Source organism: Izhakiella australiensis (assembly GCF_002006995.1).
Lineage (GTDB): Bacteria > Pseudomonadota > Gammaproteobacteria > Enterobacterales > Enterobacteriaceae > Izhakiella > Izhakiella australiensis.
The window spans coordinates 158933-176012 of the sequence record NZ_MRUL01000006.1; the positions used below are offsets into that span (position 1 = coordinate 158933).

The window sequence follows — 17080 nt, forward strand, 5'->3', positions numbered from 1 at the left end:
TTGTGACGATTGACCAGTAAACCTGCAGTGCAGACAAACGAATGGAAAATGTATGAAGATCTGGAGAATGTTGATTCTCGGCCTGGCGCTCAGCGCTAACGTCGCGGTCGCCGCCCCACAAGTTATTAATAAAGTTGCCGCCGTGGTAAATAACGGCGTGGTATTAGAAAGTGACGTTGACAGCATGATGCAGTCGGTAAAAAGCCAGGCGCATGAAGCCGGTCAGCAGTTGCCAGACGATCGCACGCTGCGTCATCAGATCCTGGAAAAGCTGATAATGGACCAGATCCTGCTGCAGATGGCAAAGCAGGCCGGTATCCAAATCAGTGATGCTCAGCTGGATCAGGCCATTGCCAATATTGCCGAACAAAATCATATGACCATGGACCAGCTGCGCAGCCGCCTGGCCTACGACGGTATGAATTACAATACCTATCGCGATCAGATCCGCAAAGAGATGTCGATTGCGGAAATTCGCAATAACGAAGTACGCCGTCGCATCACCATCCTGCCGCAGGAAGTGGATGCGCTGGCCAAACAGGTCGGCGATCAGAACGACGCTGGCGCCGAGTTTAACCTGAGCCAAATCTTACTGCCGCTGCCGGAGAATCCAACCCAGCAGCAGGTTGATGACCAGGAAAAACTGGCGCATCAGCTGGTGGATGAAGCCCGGAAAGGCGCTGACTTCGGCAAGCTGGCGATTACCTACTCTGCTGACCAGTCAGCCCTTAAGGGCGGCAATATGGGCTGGGGTCGTTTACAGGAAATCCCCTCCCTGTTTGCCCAGGCGCTGGTTACCGCGAAAAAAGGTGAGATCATTGGCCCGATCCGCTCTGGCGTCGGCTTCCATATTCTGAAAGTTAACGATATTCGCGATAACAATAAGAGCATTTCGGTCACCGAAGTCCACGCTCGCCACATTCTGCTGCGGACGTCGCCGGTAATGACTGACGAGCAGGCCCGCGCCAAGCTGGAGCAGATTGCCAGCGAAATCCGCAGCGGTAAGCTGAACTTTGCCGCCGCCGCTCGCGAATACTCCCAGGATCCCGGCTCCGCCAACCAGGGCGGCGATCTGGGCTGGAGCTCGCCTGAAATGTTCGACCCGGCTTTCCGCGATGCGCTGCTGAAGCTGAAAAAAGGTGAGATGAGCGCACCGGTCCATTCAGCCTTCGGCTGGCACCTGATTCAGCTGCTGGATACGCGTAAGGTTGATAAAACCGATGCGGCTCAGAAAGAGCGCGCCTATCGCCTGCTGTTTAATCGTAAGTTTGCCGAAGAAGCGCAAACCTGGATGCAGGAACAGCGTGCCAGCGCCTATGTGAAAATTCTCGACCCGAATGCTTAATAATGCCCGTGTGGTAATCACTCCCGGCGAGCCCGCCGGGATTGGGCCGGACCTGACGCTGACGCTAGCGCAGCGTGAATGGCCGGTCGAGCTGGTGGTCTGTGCTTCGCCCCAGCTGCTGCGTGAACGCGCTCAGCAGCTGGGGCTTTGCATTACGCTACGCGAATATCAACCCGGCGTAGCCGCTCAGCCGCAGCGAGCCGGCACGCTAACCGTTTTACCCGTCGAACTTCCCTGCCCGGTTAAGGCCGGCGAACTCTGTGTTGATAACAGCCATTACGTACTGGAAACCCTGGCGCGCGCCTGCGATGGCTGCCTGTCTGGTGAGTTTGCGGCGCTGATTACCGGACCGGTTCACAAAGGCGTGATTAACGATGCGGGTATTGCCTTTAGCGGCCATACCGAGTTCTTCGAACAGCGCGCAGGCTGCCAGCGTGTGGTCATGATGCTGGCAACCGAAAAGCTGCGCGTGGCGCTGGCGACCACGCATCTGCCGTTGAAAGATGTTTCTGCGGCAATCAGCCGGGAAAGCCTGCATCAGGTCATACAGATTCTCCACCGCGACCTGCAGCAGAAGTTTGGTAAAGCGCAGCCGCATATTCTGGTGTGCGGGCTTAATCCTCATGCCGGCGAAAGCGGGCATATGGGGCACGAGGAAATTGATACTATTATTCCGGCGCTCAACGATCTGCGCGAGCAGGGAATGATGCTGAGCGGTCCATTGCCTGCGGATACGCTGTTTCAGCCCAAATATCTGCAAAATGCCGACGCGGTACTGGCGATGTATCACGATCAGGGGCTGCCAGTGCTAAAATATCAGGGGTTCGGTCGCGCGGTGAATATCACCCTTGGCCTGCCATTTATCCGCACTTCCGTCGATCACGGCACGGCGCTTGAACTGGCTGGCCGGGGCGAGGCAGATGCGGGCAGCTTTATTACGGCGCTTAACCTCGCCATCAGTATGATAAAAACCAGTAATGAATAATCGAGTTCATCAGGGCCACTTCGCCCGCAAACGCTTCGGACAGAACTTCCTGAACGATAGCTATATCATCGACAGTATTGTTGCCGCGATTCAGCCGCGAAAAGATCAGACAATGGTTGAAATCGGCCCGGGCCTTGGCGCACTGACCGAACCGGTCGGTGAAAAAGTCGACGCACTCACGGTCATTGAACTTGACCGTGATCTGGCTGCGCGCCTGAAAACGCACCCGTTTCTGGGGCCGAAGTTAACCATTTTCCAGCAGGATGCCATGAGCTTCGATTTCGCCGCGTACGCCAGCGAAAAAGGCCAGCCGCTGCGGGTATTCGGCAACCTGCCCTACAACATCTCCACGCCGCTGATGTTCCACCTTTTCAGCTATGCAAATGCCATTCAGGATATGCATTTTATGCTGCAAAAAGAGGTGGTAAACCGTCTGGTTGCCGGACCCGGCAGCAAAGCCTATGGCCGGCTGAGCGTGATGGCGCAATATTACTGCCAGATAATTCCGGTACTTGAAGTGCCGCCAGAGTCATTCACTCCGGCACCGAAAGTAGATTCAGCCGTCGTACGCCTGGCGCCCCACGCGACCATCGCCAATCCGGTTGAAGATATACGCAAGCTGAGCCACATCACCACCACCGCATTTGGTCAGCGCCGCAAGACGCTGCGTAACTCGCTGAGCAATCTGTTCAGCGCTGACGCGCTGGATGAGTTGAATATCAACGCCACCCTTCGCGCTGAAAATCTCAGCGTGGCGCAATACTGCCAGTTAGCAAACTGGCTGAGCGCCCATCCGGCGGCAGGAGAATAACAGCATGAATGAATCGTCCCGTATTTGCATTCAGGTCCAGAGTGTTTATGTCGCCTCGCAGTCGGTACCGGCTGAAGAACGCTACGTATTCGCCTACACCATAACTATTCGCAATCTCGGGCGCGACAGCATTCAGCTGCTCAATCGTTACTGGCTTATCACCAATGGCAACGGCCGGGAAACCGAAGTGCAGGGTGAAGGCGTAATCGGTGAGCAGCCGCATATCGCTGCGGGCAGCGAATTTCAATATACCAGCGGCGCTATTTTGGAAACGCCGATGGGCACCATGCAAGGCTATTATGAAATGCAGGACACGGAAGGTCAGCGTTTTCAGGTCGATATTCCGGTATTCCGCCTTGCCATTGAATCCTGCATTCATTAACCCATAACCTACTTTTTCATCGTCCAGCGGCCTCTGCCGCCGCTGACGTATTGGGATTTGCGCATGAGCACCTATTTAGTCGGGGATATACACGGTTGCTTTGATGAACTGCAATCGTTGCTGCAACAGGTTAATTTCGATCCACAACAGGACGTACTCTGGCTAACCGGCGATCTGGTGGCACGCGGACCGGCATCGCTGGACGTACTGCGCTACGTCAAATCGCTTGGCTCTTCGGCCAGGCTGGTGTTGGGCAACCATGATTTACATTTGCTGGCAGTGTTCGCCGGCATTACCCGCAATAAACCTAAAGATCGGCTCAATTTACTGCTGGAAGCGGAAGATGCCGATCAGCTGATTAACTGGCTGCGTCGCCAGCCGCTGCTGCAGGTCGATGACGAGAAAAAGCTGGTGATGGCCCACGCGGGTATTACCCCGCAATGGGACATTGCGACCGCAAAACGCTGCGCAGGCGAAGTTGAAAAAGTGCTGGCCAGCGATAGCTATCCGCTGTTTCTTGACGCTATGTATGGCGATATGCCCAACAACTGGTCGGAAGAACTGAGCGGCCTGTCGCGCCTGCGCTTTATCAGCAATGCGCTAACCCGTATGCGCTACTGCTTCCCTAACGGGCAGCTGGATATGATTTGTAAAGAGCCGCCGGAGCAGGCCACGCCGCCGCTAAAACCCTGGTTTACTATCCCCGGCCCGGTCACCGATGAATACACGGTGATTTTCGGCCACTGGGCCTCGCTGGAAGGTAAAGGCACACCGCCTGGCGTGATCGGTCTGGATACCGGCTGCTGCTGGGGTGGCCCGCTGACCCTGCTGCGCTGGGAAGACAAAAGCATTTTCAGCCAGCCGTCCAACCGTCAGGATGTGATGGAAGAATAGCCGATGTGTTGCCACGGCTAAGGGTGAAATCAACAACGCCTGCCGCAGCAGTGCTGAGCGGCAGGCGTTGTGGTATCTGGCTTTACTTAGCGATGTTCAGCGCAAGGCCCGGCTGACTCAGCGGCGCTCAAGTATTTCCCAGCAGTAGCCGTGACTGTTCTTTTCATCCGCATCGTGGAATTCGCTGAAAGTAGATTGCCACTGAACCGGCTCATAGTCAGGAAAATGCGTATCGCCATCCACTTCGGCATCAATATGGGTAAGGTACAAACGATTTGCCTTGTCGATGAACTGGCGGTAAATATCGCCGCCGCCGATAATCATCACCTCTTCCACCTCACCGGCCGCCGTCAGCGCCTCCTGTAGCGAGCTGACCCATATCGCGCCTTCATCGCTGCCGCTCTGGCGGCTGATAACGATGTTTTTGCGCCCGGGCAGCGGACGGCCGATTGACTCCCAGGTACGACGCCCCATGATAACCGGCTTATTTAACGTATGTTTCTTAAACCAGGCCAGATCCGCAGGCAGGTGCCACGGCATTGCATTTTCCATACCAATCACACGGTCTGCCGCCATGGCGGCAATCAGGCTTATCATCATCCATAAACTCACAGGGTGGAAAAATTCGCGCCATAATACGCAAAGGCGAAACTTTCGTCGATAGGTTCTGTACGGGATTTTTATTAACAATGGTGTATTTTTGTCCGGCGATAAAACCGATTCAGAAGCTCAGGCTGCGGGGCAAATCTCATTAAAGCGGGCCCGTTTTCGCACCGGCGCCCGACAGCCAAATGCGGCGTCGCCCGGCGCCTGCTTTTCAGGCAGATCCACCAGGCTACAAATCGCCTGCGGCCCTTGTTACTCGAGGAAAAAAACCGCCTGCAGGTCATCGCTGACCGGGCTGTTGTCGGCGTTGGCCGGCATCAGCTCGCGCATTGATGCCCACCAGCGCTGGCAAACCTCCGTCTGAGCAACCGCCTGCCAGCGGGCTTCAGACTCAATCTCCACATAGCCAAACAGCAGATGACGCCGCCGATCGAGAAAAATGCTGTAATGGTGGGCGCCATGGGCTTTCAGGGTGGCGGCCAGCTCCGGCCAGATCGGGTTATGACGCTGCTGATAGGCCATGACGCAGTGAGGAAACACCTGCATCACAAAGGCCTTACGCAACACCGGCCGCCTCCACGTCCAGCGCCGCCTGCCAGGGCTCCACGGCAAAACGTTTGCCCAGGTCAATCAGCTGCGCGCGACTGATCGTCTGACGTATGCCGCCCATCGACAGCACTTTCACCACCACTTCGGACGACTTTTCCGCGGTATCAATCAGGCCAAAGGTTTCATCCAGCGTCGGCCCGGCGCCAAAAATGCCGTGGAAAGGCCACATCACCAGGCTGTGCGACTGCATTTTTTCGGCGGTGGCGGCGCCGATACCATCGGTTCCTGGCACCATCCAGGAAACGATGCCGACGCCGTCGGGGAAGACAACCAGACACTCAGTGCTTCCTTCCCACAGCAGGCGAGTAAAGCGCGCCTCATCCAGACTGACCACATAACTTAGCGCCATAAAGTTGGTCGCGTGGCAATGCATAATCACCCGGTCATGGCCGTTGGTGAGCGTTTTACGCACCGCGTGGGACTGAAAATGCGAGGCCAGTTCGGAAGTCGGCAAACCGCCGTTAATCAGCCCCCAGTGAATTTTGTAGGACAGGCCGCGCTCATCCACCTGCAATAACGCCAGGCTATCAGCAGGATCGAGCGGCACATTGCGGAAAAACTTACCGGAGCCGGTGACCAGAAACCAGCAGTTAGCCAGGCCGGGCGCCGGCTGAGTTAATTCCACGCAGCGCGGGTCTGCGGCAAATTCATGATGAAAAGGCGCCACCTCTTCCGCCAGTAGCCTCAGGCTGACGTTACCGCCGTTGCGCTCGTCCCAGCCTTTAAGCCACATATCACCGGTTGCTTTAACCATGCCCTGAACAAACCAGGATGAAAGAATATTTTGCATATGCTGCCCTTAACGTTGAGTCAGAATCTGTTGTTCATACTGGCGGATGTCGCTCAGCCAGTCCGCGCCGATCGGGACATCGCTGCGCAGGCACCACGCGTCCCATACCGCCTGCCACGGCAGCGTTTTCAACTCTTCAAGCAGCGCCAGGCGCGCGGTGTAGTCACCGCTGTTTTCCAGCTTTTTCAACGCATCGACCGGCTCCAGCAGCGCGCGCAGCAGCGCTTTTTTGCTATTGCGCGTGCCGATGACCCAGGCCGCAACGCGGTTAATCGACGCGTCAAAGAAATCCAGCCCAATGTGGACGCGGTCAAACAGCTGCTGACGCACGATTTCGTTCGCGATCGCCTGGGTTTCATCATCCAGCAGCACCACGTGATCGCTATCCCAGCGTACCGGCCGGCTGACGTGGAGCAGCAGGCGAGGAACGTAGAGCATGGCGGAAGAAATCTTGTCTGAGATGACTTCCGTCGGGTGGAAGTGGCCGGCATCCAGCGTCAGAGCAATCTGACGTGAGGCAGCATAGCCAAGGCAAAACTCGTTGGAGCCAACGGTGTAACTTTCAGCGCCAATACCGAACAGTTTGCTTTCTACCGCATCAATATGGTGCGCCGGGTTTAATTTTTCGCTGATGATGTCATCAATGGCGTTCATCAGGCGCTGACGCGGCGCGAAGCGATCTACGGTCAGATCTTTCATGCCGTCCGGCACCCAGATATTCATGACCGAAGGCGTTCCCAGCTGCTCGCCAAACCAGGCGGAGATATGCCGGCTGGCCTTGCAATGGTCAATCCAGAAGCGGCGTACCGCAGCATCCTGATGCGCGAGGGTAAACCCATCGGCGCTTTTAGCATGGGAAAAACAGGTTGGGTTAAAATCCAGCCCGACCTTGCGCTGGCGCGCCCAGTCAACCCAACCGGCGAAATGACGCGGCTCAATGGCGTCGCGCTCTACTGGCGAGTCGCTTTCCAGATAAATGGCGTGAAGGTTGAGCCGCTTTGGTCCGGGGATCAGCGCCATCGCTTTATCAATATCCGCACGCAGCTCCCCCGCATTCCGTGCCCGACCGGGATAATTACCCGTCGCCTGAATTCCACCGGTCAACTCACCCTGGGGGTTTTCGAAGCCGCGAACGTCATCCCCTTGCCAGCAATGCATGGAAATCGGCAGGCTATCCAGCCGGGTCAGCGCCGCCTCCACGTCAATTCCGTTATCCGCGTAGCGCTGCTTCGCCAGCGCAAAAGCCTGTTCAATTGGCCTGGTCATATGCAAAGTTCCTTAGTGGGTTGAGTCAGCGCCTGAAAGCGCGGCCAGCAGGCGGCAAGGGCGCTGTTATGCTGAGGCGCAAAGCGAGTCAGAACCTCGTTTTGCCTTATACAACGACGAAAGGCGGCAGCATCCGCCAGCTCACCGCTGGCAATAAGCTGCGCGCCAATATTGCCGAGCGCTGATGCCTCTACCGGGCCGGCGATAACCGGCAGCTGGCAGGCATCGGCGCAAAGCTGATTAAGCAGCGCATTCTGGCTGCCGCCGCCGACAATATGGATCTGTTTAAAGGGACGACCATGATGCTGAGTCAGACGCTGCATGACCTGGCGATAAAACAGCGCCAGGCTGTCAAAAATGCAGCGCGCCAGCGCCGCTTCACTCTGCGGGATCGCCATGCTCTGTGCGGCGCAAGCATCCTGAATCTCCCGCACCATGCTGGCTGGATGAATAAAGCGCCCATCGTTGGGATTGATCAGCGAACGTCCGACCGGCAGCTGAGAGACATCGTTGATGAGCTTGTTCAGGTCGCTGATGTTCAGTTCGTCGCAGACCTGCTGCAACAGCCAGAGTCCCATAATATTTTTCAGCACCCGGTAACGCCCCTCCACGCCGCCTTCATTAGTCAGGTTATCGGCAAGGGCCGCCGCATCGCTGCACGGTCGCGGGCTTTCAAATCCCATCAGTGACCAGGTGCCGGAGCTAAGATAAAGACTGTCTTCGTCGCCAAGCGGCGTCGCCAGCACCGCGCTCGCCGTGTCATGGGTCGCCACGGCCACCACGGGAACCGGCTGAGCGCCAGCGGGTTGCCACAAACCTACCTGGTTTCCTGGCTGGCATGGCGCGCCAAACCAGGCGGCTTTTGCGCCGCACCAGTCCAGCAGCTCCGGGTCCCATTGTCCACTTTGCAAATTGAGCAGTTGGGTGGTGGTGGCGTTGGTATATTCCCAGTTCATTTTGCCCGTCAGACGCCAGGCGAGATAGTCAGGGATCATCAAAGCATGGGCGACTTTTCGATGCAGCTGCGGTTCGGCATCGGCAAAAGCGCGCAGCTGATAGAGGGTGTTAAAAGGCAGGAACTGAATGCCGGTGCGCTGATAGAGCCAGTCGCGACCCAGCTCCCGCTGCGCCCTGGCCAGCACGCCGTCGGTACGAACATCACGATAGGAAACGCAGGGGCCAAGCCGTTTACCCTGTTTATCCAGCATCACCAGGTCCACGCCCCAAGTGTCAATACCCAGGCTGTCAGGAACAACCGGCAGCGTCGTCAGTCCCCGAACAACGTCCGCTTCCAGCGCGTCGATATCCCAGCATTGATAATTCTGGCGTTGCTGCTGTTGGTTAACGAAGCGGTGATGCTCTTCCAGCATCAGCGAGCCGCTCTCGCTGTCGAAGCGCGCCAGCATCACGCGACCGCTTGATGCGCCAAGATCCACTGCTGCAATGTGTCGAATTGTCATGGCATTGCATCCTGAAGAAAGTAGGCCTCCAGTCTACAAACCTCATGCGCCCTCACCTTCCCGATGCTGCCAGCGCAATCTGGCTGCTGGCAACCTGGTGAAGTTTAGCGTGAGCAAACTCACATTTTCTCTGAATGATGTCAGGTTACGTATTTGCTAACAGAAAGTTGATCGCGCCTGCAATTCTAAAAGATTCCTTTATATTTCTTAAAATTCCGACCGTAAAAGCGCGGTTAAGCGCGCAAAATTCAAGGCGGGACGATAACGCGCTGTCTAGTATCGCTGACAGGTTCTCGACAGAGGGGCGATCATGACCGTGCTACATAGCAGTGATTTTTTTCCGGGAAGTGCCTTTCCGGTGGCTATTGAGCCGCGGATACCTCAGGAGGATTTTCCTGAACATCACCATGATTTTCATGAAATTGTCCTGGTTGAGCAGGGATCAGGCGTACACGTGTTTAACGGCCAGCCGCAGGCGTTATCCGCAGGCTGCGTCTGCTTTATCCGCGACAGCGATCGCCATCTTTATGAGCAGACGAATAACCTGTGCCTGACGAATGTGTTGTATCGCGGCCCGGAAGCGTTTCGCTTTATCAACAGCCTGCGCGACTGGCTGCCCCAGCCACAGGCCAGCGACTATAACGCCCGCTGGCGTATCAGCTCGCCGGCACTGCGCCAGGCCAGAGACTTGATCGATCGCATGGCTGAGCTATCCGGCCACTACTCACTGGAAAACCAGGCCTGGCAGGAAACATTGTTTATGCAGTTGCTAATCTGTCTGCGCAAAGGCGGCGAAGCGCTGCAGGATGAAAATAGCGCCGATACCCGGCTGCTGCGCCTGCTGGAATGGCTCAACAGCCATTATGGCGAAGAGGTGGACTGGGCCTCGCTGGCGCAGCATTTTTCGCTGCCACTGCGCACCCTGCATCGTCAGTTGAAACAGCAGACTGGCAGCACGCCGCAGCGCTATCTGACGCGTTTACGTCTGTTGCAGGCGCGCCATCAGCTGCGCCACAGCGAGAGCCGAATCACCGATATTGCCTTTCAGTGCGGCTTTGGCGACAGTAATCATTTTTCCACCCTGTTTCGTCGGGAGTTTGGCTGTACGCCGCGCGCCGAGCGTCAGCACGCCCTTTAGAGAGGAGTACGGCATGACCCTTATTCTGGCCCGCGAGGACTATTTCCCCTCCCCGTCCATGCCGGTCGCCGTTGCCGATCGATCGCCTCAGCCCTCGTTTCCGCCCCATAGCCATCAGTTCAGTGAAATTGTCATGGTCTGGCGGGGTAACGGGCTACACGTACTTAACGATCGTCCCTGGCGGGTGACCTGTGGCGATCTGTTTTACATCAAAGACCAGGATTGCCACAGCTATGACTCGGTAAATGACCTGGTGCTGGATAATATTCTGTATTGCCCCGACCGCTTCAAACTTGGGTTGAACTGGTCGCAGCTGCTGCCGCTTAACGATAGCAAGCAGCCGGCCCACTGGCGCCTGACGACCAGGGGGATGGCGCTGGCGCGCGGTGTCATCAAGCAGCTGGAGCAGGAGAGTCGCAAAAGCGATCTGCTCTCTTTGCAGCTCACGGAAGCCCTGTTCTTGCAGCTGGCCCTGATTCTGCGCCGTCATCGCTATGCCGCAGAGGGCCAGCAGCGCTTACCTGAGGGGGAACAGCTCGACTTACTGATGGCAACGATTCAGGCCAATCCCGGCCACCAGCTCGATCTTGCCGGCTTCTGCCAGCAAAATAAGCTCAGCGAGCGGGCGCTCAAGCAGCTGTTTCGCCAGCAGACGGGAATGACGATCGGACATTACGTTCGTCAGCTGCAGCTCTGTCAGGCCAGGCATTTGCTGCGCAGCCGTGATTGTCTGATTAGTGAAGTTGCCGCCCGCTGCGGTTTTGATGACAGTAACTATTTTTCCGTGGTGTTTACCCGCGAAACCGGCATGACCCCGACGGAATGGCGCCAGCGCTTTATGAATGCCGCACGCGCAGGAACAGAAAAGCAGCGCCCTGCCCTCGCAGGACGCCCGTTAAGTTAGCTCGCCATTCCTAAGCCGACGATATTCGCCGCAATGATAATCACCACGCATCCCAAAGAGAGCACGCCTATCGGACGGCGACCGACCGCCTTCCACTCTTTCAGCAGCAGCCCGACGATGCCGCCGCACAGCACATAAAGACTCATGTGCAGCATCCAACTGACGAAGTCATACTGCGCCGGAATTCTGGCGTGTCCCCAGGCATAGAAAAAGAATTGCAGATACCACATGGTGCCCCCCAGCAGGGCAAACAGCAGATTGCTTATCAGCAGCGGCTTCGCTACCGACAGGTCGGCTTTCAGCGACAGCTCCGGCTTTAGCGCCAGGCGGATAAAGCAGTAGGCAAGGTTAACCAGCGCGCCGCCGCCCATAATCACCACATAGCTGGGTAAGGCGGTATACAGCGGATTGATGCCCAGCGCAGCAGCGGCATCGTGCATCGGCTTTGCTGCATCCATTGCAAAGGACATGCCGGCGGAAAATATGCCGCATAGCACCGCCAGAACCAGCCCCTTTTTCAGGCTGAACTCCTGCGCGTTGATCCCGAGCACCCGTTCTTTCATCAGGCCGGCACGGGAAACAATCGCCACGCCAACCAGCGCCACTAACACGCCCAGCAGCGTCAGGCGGCCACCTGTTGAGCTGAAAAGCTCCACAAATCGGCCCTGAAGCAGCGGCGTCATCAGCGTACCGACCACCAGCGTAATGCCGATGGCGATGCCGATACCCATCGACATGCCGAGATAGCGCATCGTCAGGCCATAGTTGACGTTACCCACGCCCCACATCGCGCCGAACAAAAACACCGGCATCAGTTGGGAAAGGGTAAACGAACGATAGTAAGCCCAGAAGTCTGGCAGCAGGATAACGCTGACCACCGCCGGCAGAATCAACCACGACATAAAGCCGCCCACCGACCACATAGTTTCCCACGACCAGTGACGCACTTTTTTGAAGGGGGCGTAAAAGCAAGCGGCGCTGGCAGCCCCGACCAGGTGCCATAGTATCCCGGCTAAAATGGCATTATTCATTGTTATCTGTCCTTCATCAGGTTGAGAGGAGCGACGTAATGCCGCCCGGACAGTGTCGAGTCTACGACCGGGTGAAAACGGGCAGCCTTTCGCTGGCTGCCCCGCCGTCAGCGAAACTGGCAAAAATCGCCAACTCCCGCTGATGGCGATCACAATTCCGCTATCTTCTGGCGGGCGGCGCCCGAGTGTTTCCACCGCCGCCAGTCGACCAGCCCGGTCATTTCGCGCTTATTGCCACTCTGGTTGCCGGGGTGGCAGCCAGAAAAAGGTATATCCCGCCGCTCTGCGTCACCCTCTGCATTACGCAGCAAAAACGCAACAACCTGATAACCAAACATTGACGGAGAACCGATAAATGACCCTGAAACAGGCACATATGTATATCAACGGCGAGTTTATCGCCCCGCGGGATGACAAATCCATCGCGGTGATTAACCCGTCAACCGAGGCGATAATCGCCCACATTCCTGACGGCAGCCGATTGGACGCACAGCAGGCGCTGCTCGCTGCCGAACAGGCACAGCCCGGCTGGGAGGCACTGCCAGCGGTAGAACGCGGCGTCTGGCTACACAAAATCGCCGACGGCATCCGCCAGCGCGAAGTGGAAATCAGCGCCACTATCGTCGCCGAAGGCGGTAAAACCCAGGAGCTGGCGCAAACCGAGGTGCTGTTCACCGCAGATTACCTCGACTATATGGCCGAGTGGGCCAGGCGCTATGAAGGCGAAATCATCAACAGCGATCGTCCCAATGAAAATATTTTTGTTTTTAAAAAAGCGCTCGGCGTCACCACCGGCATCCTGCCGTGGAACTTTCCTTTCTTTTTAATCGCCCGCAAGGCGGCGCCGGCGTTAATTACCGGCAATACCATCGTGATTAAGCCCAGCGAGCTGACGCCGCTGAACGCCGCGCTGTTTTGCGAAATAGTGCATCAGGTCGGGCTGCCAAAAGGCGTGTTCAACCTGGTATACGGCACCGGCCCGGTGGTGGGTCAGGAGCTGGCGGCCAATCCGAAGGTCGCCATGGTCAGCCTGACCGGCAGCGTGCGCGCCGGTATGGAAACCATGCGCAGCGCGGCGCAAAACATTACCAAAGTCTCGCTGGAACTGGGCGGTAAAGCCCCCGCCATCGTGATGGACGACGCCGACCTCGAACTGGCGGTAAAAGCTATCGTTGCTTCTCGGGTGATCAATACCGGGCAGGTTTGTAACTGCGCCGAGCGCGTCTACGTTCAGTCCGGTATCTACGACAGATTCATCACCCGCATCACTGAGGAGATGGAACGCGTACAGTTTGGCGATCCGGCCGAGCGTAAGGGGTTGGACATGGGACCACTAATCAGCGACGCCGCGCTAAACGCCGTGGAAGAAAAAGTTGAACGTGCGGTTAGCCAGGGCGCGACGCTGCTGCTGGGCGGTAAACGCAGCGCAGGTAAGGGGTATTTCTTTCCACCGACCCTGCTGACTAACGTCAGCCAGCAGATGGATATCATGAAAGAAGAGACCTTTGGTCCGGTGCTTCCCGTGGCGCGCTTCGATAAGCTTGAAGAGGCCGTGGCGATGGCCAACGACAGCGAATACGGGCTGACCTCATCCATCTATACGCAGAATCTGAATACCGCCATGCAGGCGCTGCGTCAGCTAAAGTTTGGCGAAACCTACATCAACCGCGAGAACTTCGAAGCGATGCAGGGGTTCCACGCCGGCTGGCGTAAATCCGGCACCGGCGGCGCCGACGGTCGTCACGGCCTGAGCGAATACCTGCAAACCCACGTCGCTTATCTACAATTCTAATTATTGCCGTTAAGCGGCTGCGCCCGCCGTCAGCGGAACAAGGACAGATAAATTATGAAAATCGCGCTATTCGTTCCCTGCTTTGTTGATGCCTGGTTTCCGGAGGTCGGCATCGCCACGCTGGAACTGCTGGAACGCCTGGGCTGCGAAGTGGATTATCCGCCGCGGCAAACCTGCTGCGGTCAGCCGATGGCTAACAGCGGCTGCATGGAAGCGGCAGCGGGTAGCGAAGCGCTGCTGGTGGAAAATTTTCGCGGCTACGATTATATCGTTGGCCCTTCCGCCAGCTGTATTCATCATATCCGTCACCACCTGACGGCCATTGCCCAAAGTGAGGAAGTTAAGCAAGTGCGCGCCAACAGCTATGAACTGGTGGAGTTTTTGCACGACGTTCTGCAAGTACGTGAGTTTCCCTGGGCCGAATTCCACCACCGCGTAGGCCTGCACAACAGTTGCAGCGCCCTGCGCGGCTTGCAGCACGCCTCCATCTCTGAAGTCGAAGCGCCATTTTTTTCCAAGCCGCTGTCGCTGCTACAGGGGGTAAAAGGCATTGAATTTACCACGCCGCAGCGTCCCGACGAGTGCTGCGGATTCGGTGGCACCTTCAGCGTCAGCGAGGCGCCGGTTTCAGCCAAAATGGGCTATGACAAGGTCAATGATCATCAGCAGGCCGGCGCGGAATATATCGTGTCTGCCGATATGTCCTGCCTGATGCACCAAAAAGGTTGTGCGCAACGCATGGGAATGGGGCTGAAATTTATTCACATCGCCCAGGTATTAAACGGCGCGGCGCACTGAGGAGCGAAGAAGGATGAAAGCGGTAAATCACGCAAAAAACGCCCGTCAGTTTCTCGCCTGCAGCGAGCATCAGGCTTTCCTTGATAACCGCCTGTGGTCGCTGCGCCAGAAACGCGATGCCCAGATGAAAGCCACCGAAGAATGGCAGCAGCTGCGCACCCTGGCCTCGCAGATTAAAGAACATACCCTCGCCCATCTCGATCGCTATCTGACGCAGTTTGAGCAAAACGCACTGGCGAACGGCGTGCAGGTACACTGGGCGCGCGACGCCGACGAGCATAATCAGATAGTGCATCAGATACTGGCGGACAAGCAGGTGAAAACACTGGTTAAAAGCAAGTCAATGCTGACGGAAGAGTGCGATATGCGCCCCTACCTGGAGGCGCGCGGCATTCAGGTTGTCGAAACCGACCTCGGCGAGCGCATTCAGCAGCTGGATGAGGAGATGCCCAGCCATATCGTCGTTCCGGCTGTCCATAAACTGGCGCGCGATGTGGCGCAGGTATTCGCCAGAACGCTGGATACCGATGCCAGCAACGCCGATCCTCACTATCTGGCCGCCCAGCAGCGGGAAACCACCCGTCCGCTGATCCTGAGCGCCACCGCCGGCATGACCGGCTGCAACTTTGCGGTAGCGGAAACCGGCGCCATCACCGTCTGCACCAATGAAGGCAACGCCGATCTCTCAGCCACTGTCCCCGATCTTCACATCGCCTCGATCGGCATTGAAAAAGTGATCCCGCGCGTCGCCGATCTTGGCGTTTTTGTGCGCCTGCTGTCGCGCAGCGCGCTCGGCTCACCGATCACCCAGTACACTTCACACTTTCGCGCGCCGCGACCCGGCGCGCAGATGCACTTCATTCTGGTGGATAACGGACGCAGCCAGCGGCTGGCCATGGATGACTTCTGGTACTCGCTAAAATGCATTCGCTGTAGCGCCTGCATGAATACCTGCCCGGTCTACCGCCGCAGCGGCGGTATCAGCTACGGCGCGGTCTACTCCGGGCCGATTGGCGCCATCATCAACCCGACAATGGATCTGAAAAAATACAGCAGCCTGCCCTTCGCCTCGACGCTCAACGGCAGCTGCACCGAGGTTTGCCCGGTGCGGATTAATATTCACCAGCAAATTTATAAATGGCGTGAAATCGTCGCCAAAAACAACGAGCTACCGTTCGCTAAATCCGCTGCCATGCGCGCGGCCGGTAAGGTGCTCGCCTCACCCAAACTTTACCGGGCGATGGTTGATACCAGCAATACGCTGCTGCCGAAGCTGCCGCGCTTTGTGGTGTATAACCCGCTCAACGCCTGGGGAGAGCAGCGCGAGGTGCCCGAAACGCCAAAGCAGTCATTCCACAGCTGGTATCAGCAGCGCCAGAAGACCAAAGGAGACAGTCATGAGTAGCCGCGACACCATTCTTAATGCCGTCCGCCAGCACAATATTACGCCTCAGCCGCTGCCTGATATCCCCGACTTCACGCCGGTGATTGATGACCAGCTGGCCGCCTTCAGCGAGTCCCTCAGGCTGATGGGCGGCATTGCCGACCTGAGCTTTATTGAGCGAGCTGTCGATAGCGCGCAGCTGACGGCTTACGTGTGGTCGCTTTTCCCGGAGGCGCGAGTAGTCTGCTCCGCCGCTGACGACGTTCAGGGTAATCGGAAATTAACGCCGGACAGCGCGCCCGGCTCGCTACATGACGTTGATGTTGGCATTGCGCGTGCGCGCTTTGGCGTGGTTGAAAGCGGATCGGTTTTTCTCAGCGAGCAGGAGCTGTGCGTCAATACCCTGGGATATCTGGCGCAACATATGGTGGTGCTGCTGGATAAAAACGCCATCGTCGACAATCTTCACCAGGCTTATAAAAATTCGCATTTCTTTACCGCACGCTATGCGGTGTTGGTTTCCGGCCCTTCCGCCACCGCCGATATTGAAGGCGTGCTGATTACCGGCGCCCAGGGCGTACGTAGCTTGCGCGTTATCCTGTACTGAACGCCGTCGCGGATGGCTGAGGCCGCTCAGGCGCAGCTGCCGCTTTGGCGGCGCCCTGCCAGGGGAAAGTATGCTGACTTAATTACGTTAGCGCTAAAAACACCGATAATAGTTTGCTGAAATAATAATTAGCGAAAGAGCCATCTGAATAACTATCAACTTAAACAATCTATATAATAGAAACTATTCACAGGATAATATTTTACTTCATACGGTTAATTTTACATTTCCTCGATATTATTCTTTTCCTACAACCAATATTTTAGCGCCACCTCACA

At 56.8% G+C, this 17080-nt stretch carries 17 protein-coding genes; 11 read left to right on the forward strand and 6 right to left on the reverse strand.

Features of this window, described 5'->3' with window-relative positions; translation table 11 throughout:
- Window positions 1–52 precede the first annotated feature (52 nt).
- From surA to apaH, 5 genes are all read left to right on the forward strand, one after another.
- Window positions 53–1345, forward strand: a complete 1293-nt coding sequence (surA, locus tag BTJ39_RS11100) for a peptidylprolyl isomerase SurA (RefSeq protein ID WP_078002760.1) — start codon at window positions 53–55, stop codon at window positions 1343–1345.
- A complete protein-coding gene (gene pdxA / locus BTJ39_RS11105) occupies window positions 1338–2330 on the forward strand; it encodes a 4-hydroxythreonine-4-phosphate dehydrogenase PdxA (protein WP_078002761.1) in 993 nt (330 codons plus the stop codon). Before surA ends, pdxA begins: the two co-directional genes overlap by 8 nt.
- Complete coding sequence (gene rsmA / locus BTJ39_RS11110; protein ID WP_078002762.1) at window positions 2323–3141, forward strand: 16S rRNA (adenine(1518)-N(6)/adenine(1519)-N(6))-dimethyltransferase RsmA; 819 nt, start codon at window positions 2323–2325, stop codon at window positions 3139–3141. Before pdxA ends, rsmA begins: the two co-directional genes overlap by 8 nt.
- Before the next feature lie 4 nt (window positions 3142–3145).
- Window positions 3146–3523: a Co2+/Mg2+ efflux protein ApaG gene (apaG, locus tag BTJ39_RS11115; RefSeq protein ID WP_078002763.1), complete on the forward strand. Its 378-nt coding sequence runs from the start codon at window positions 3146–3148 to the stop codon at window positions 3521–3523.
- Between the two features lie 63 nt (window positions 3524–3586).
- Window positions 3587–4417, forward strand: a complete 831-nt coding sequence (apaH, locus tag BTJ39_RS11120) for a bis(5'-nucleosyl)-tetraphosphatase (symmetrical) ApaH (protein WP_078002764.1) — start codon at window positions 3587–3589, stop codon at window positions 4415–4417.
- A gap of 117 nt (window positions 4418–4534) precedes the next feature.
- On the opposite strand, the gene folA is transcribed toward apaH, so the two are convergent.
- From folA to rhaB, 5 genes are all read right to left on the reverse strand, one after another.
- Window positions 4535–5014: a type 3 dihydrofolate reductase gene (gene folA, locus BTJ39_RS11125; protein ID WP_176110298.1), complete on the reverse strand. Its 480-nt coding sequence runs from the start codon at window positions 5012–5014 to the stop codon at window positions 4535–4537.
- A gap of 261 nt (window positions 5015–5275) precedes the next feature.
- A complete protein-coding gene (gene rhaM, locus BTJ39_RS11130) occupies window positions 5276–5590 on the reverse strand; it encodes an L-rhamnose mutarotase (protein WP_078002766.1) in 315 nt (104 codons plus the stop codon).
- The gene (rhaD, locus tag BTJ39_RS11135; protein WP_078002767.1) at window positions 5580–6422 is read right to left on the reverse strand and encodes a rhamnulose-1-phosphate aldolase; all 843 of its coding nucleotides are present in this window, start codon (window positions 6420–6422) and stop codon (window positions 5580–5582) included. Before rhaD ends, rhaM begins: the two co-directional genes overlap by 11 nt.
- A 9-nt stretch (window positions 6423–6431) precedes the next feature.
- Window positions 6432–7688 carry an L-rhamnose isomerase gene (locus tag BTJ39_RS11140; protein ID WP_078002768.1) on the reverse strand — a complete coding sequence of 419 codons (1257 nt, stop codon included), beginning with the start codon at window positions 7686–7688 and terminating at the stop codon, window positions 6432–6434.
- The gene (gene rhaB / locus BTJ39_RS11145) at window positions 7685–9148 is read right to left on the reverse strand and encodes a rhamnulokinase (protein WP_078002769.1); all 1464 of its coding nucleotides are present in this window, start codon (window positions 9146–9148) and stop codon (window positions 7685–7687) included. Before rhaB ends, BTJ39_RS11140 begins: the two co-directional genes overlap by 4 nt.
- 310 nt (window positions 9149–9458) lie before the next feature.
- On the opposite strand from rhaB, the gene rhaS reads away from it, so the two are divergent.
- A complete protein-coding gene (gene rhaS, locus BTJ39_RS11150; protein WP_078002770.1) occupies window positions 9459–10286 on the forward strand; it encodes an HTH-type transcriptional activator RhaS in 828 nt (275 codons plus the stop codon).
- A gap of 13 nt (window positions 10287–10299) precedes the next feature.
- On the forward strand, window positions 10300–11190 hold the full coding sequence (gene rhaR / locus BTJ39_RS11155) for an HTH-type transcriptional activator RhaR (protein WP_078002771.1): 891 nt from the start codon (window positions 10300–10302) through the stop codon (window positions 11188–11190).
- Here the strand turns inward: rhaR and rhaT are convergent.
- Window positions 11187–12221, reverse strand: a complete 1035-nt coding sequence (gene rhaT, locus BTJ39_RS11160) for an L-rhamnose/proton symporter RhaT (RefSeq protein WP_078002772.1) — start codon at window positions 12219–12221, stop codon at window positions 11187–11189. The two genes, rhaR and rhaT, sit on opposite strands and share 4 nt — an antisense overlap.
- 355 nt (window positions 12222–12576) lie before the next feature.
- On the opposite strand from rhaT, the gene aldA reads away from it, so the two are divergent.
- From aldA to BTJ39_RS11185, 4 genes are read left to right on the forward strand one after another with little or no spacing between them, the layout of a single operon-like run.
- Window positions 12577–14013 (forward strand): aldehyde dehydrogenase, encoded by a 1437-nt coding sequence (aldA, locus tag BTJ39_RS11170; protein WP_078002774.1) that lies wholly within the window; start codon window positions 12577–12579, stop codon window positions 14011–14013.
- 54 nt (window positions 14014–14067) lie between these two features.
- Window positions 14068–14811 carry a (Fe-S)-binding protein gene (locus BTJ39_RS11175; protein ID WP_078002775.1) on the forward strand — a complete coding sequence of 248 codons (744 nt, stop codon included), beginning with the start codon at window positions 14068–14070 and terminating at the stop codon, window positions 14809–14811.
- Window positions 14812–14824: 13 nt separating this feature from the next.
- Window positions 14825–16216 (forward strand): lactate utilization protein B, encoded by a 1392-nt coding sequence (locus BTJ39_RS11180; protein WP_078002776.1) that lies wholly within the window; start codon window positions 14825–14827, stop codon window positions 16214–16216.
- Entirely contained in the window at window positions 16209–16802 is a 594-nt protein-coding gene (locus tag BTJ39_RS11185; RefSeq protein WP_078002777.1) for a LutC/YkgG family protein, read from the forward strand. Before BTJ39_RS11180 ends, BTJ39_RS11185 begins: the two co-directional genes overlap by 8 nt.
- The last annotated feature ends 278 nt before the right edge of the window (window positions 16803–17080 follow it).

Coding starts and splice junctions, on each gene's coding strand:
- rhaS (WP_078002770.1), top strand. CDS start 9,459: ATGACCGTGCTACATAGCAGTGATTTTTTTCCGGGAAGTGCCTTTCCG.
- rhaT (WP_078002772.1), bottom strand. CDS start 12,221: ATGAATAATGCCATTTTAGCCGGGATACTATGGCACCTGGTCGGGGCT.
- pdxA (WP_078002761.1), top strand. CDS start 1,338: ATGCTTAATAATGCCCGTGTGGTAATCACTCCCGGCGAGCCCGCCGGG.
- BTJ39_RS11140 (WP_078002768.1), bottom strand. CDS start 7,688: ATGACCAGGCCAATTGAACAGGCTTTTGCGCTGGCGAAGCAGCGCTAC.
- BTJ39_RS11185 (WP_078002777.1), top strand. CDS start 16,209: ATGAGTAGCCGCGACACCATTCTTAATGCCGTCCGCCAGCACAATATT.
- apaH (WP_078002764.1), top strand. CDS start 3,587: ATGAGCACCTATTTAGTCGGGGATATACACGGTTGCTTTGATGAACTG.
- BTJ39_RS11175 (WP_078002775.1), top strand. CDS start 14,068: ATGAAAATCGCGCTATTCGTTCCCTGCTTTGTTGATGCCTGGTTTCCG.
- surA (WP_078002760.1), top strand. CDS start 53: ATGAAGATCTGGAGAATGTTGATTCTCGGCCTGGCGCTCAGCGCTAAC.
- aldA (WP_078002774.1), top strand. CDS start 12,577: ATGACCCTGAAACAGGCACATATGTATATCAACGGCGAGTTTATCGCC.
- apaG (WP_078002763.1), top strand. CDS start 3,146: ATGAATGAATCGTCCCGTATTTGCATTCAGGTCCAGAGTGTTTATGTC.
- folA (WP_176110298.1), bottom strand. CDS start 5,014: ATGATAAGCCTGATTGCCGCCATGGCGGCAGACCGTGTGATTGGTATG.
- rhaR (WP_078002771.1), top strand. CDS start 10,300: ATGACCCTTATTCTGGCCCGCGAGGACTATTTCCCCTCCCCGTCCATG.
- rsmA (WP_078002762.1), top strand. CDS start 2,323: ATGAATAATCGAGTTCATCAGGGCCACTTCGCCCGCAAACGCTTCGGA.
- BTJ39_RS11180 (WP_078002776.1), top strand. CDS start 14,825: ATGAAAGCGGTAAATCACGCAAAAAACGCCCGTCAGTTTCTCGCCTGC.
- rhaD (WP_078002767.1), bottom strand. CDS start 6,422: ATGCAAAATATTCTTTCATCCTGGTTTGTTCAGGGCATGGTTAAAGCA.
- rhaB (WP_078002769.1), bottom strand. CDS start 9,148: ATGACAATTCGACACATTGCAGCAGTGGATCTTGGCGCATCAAGCGGT.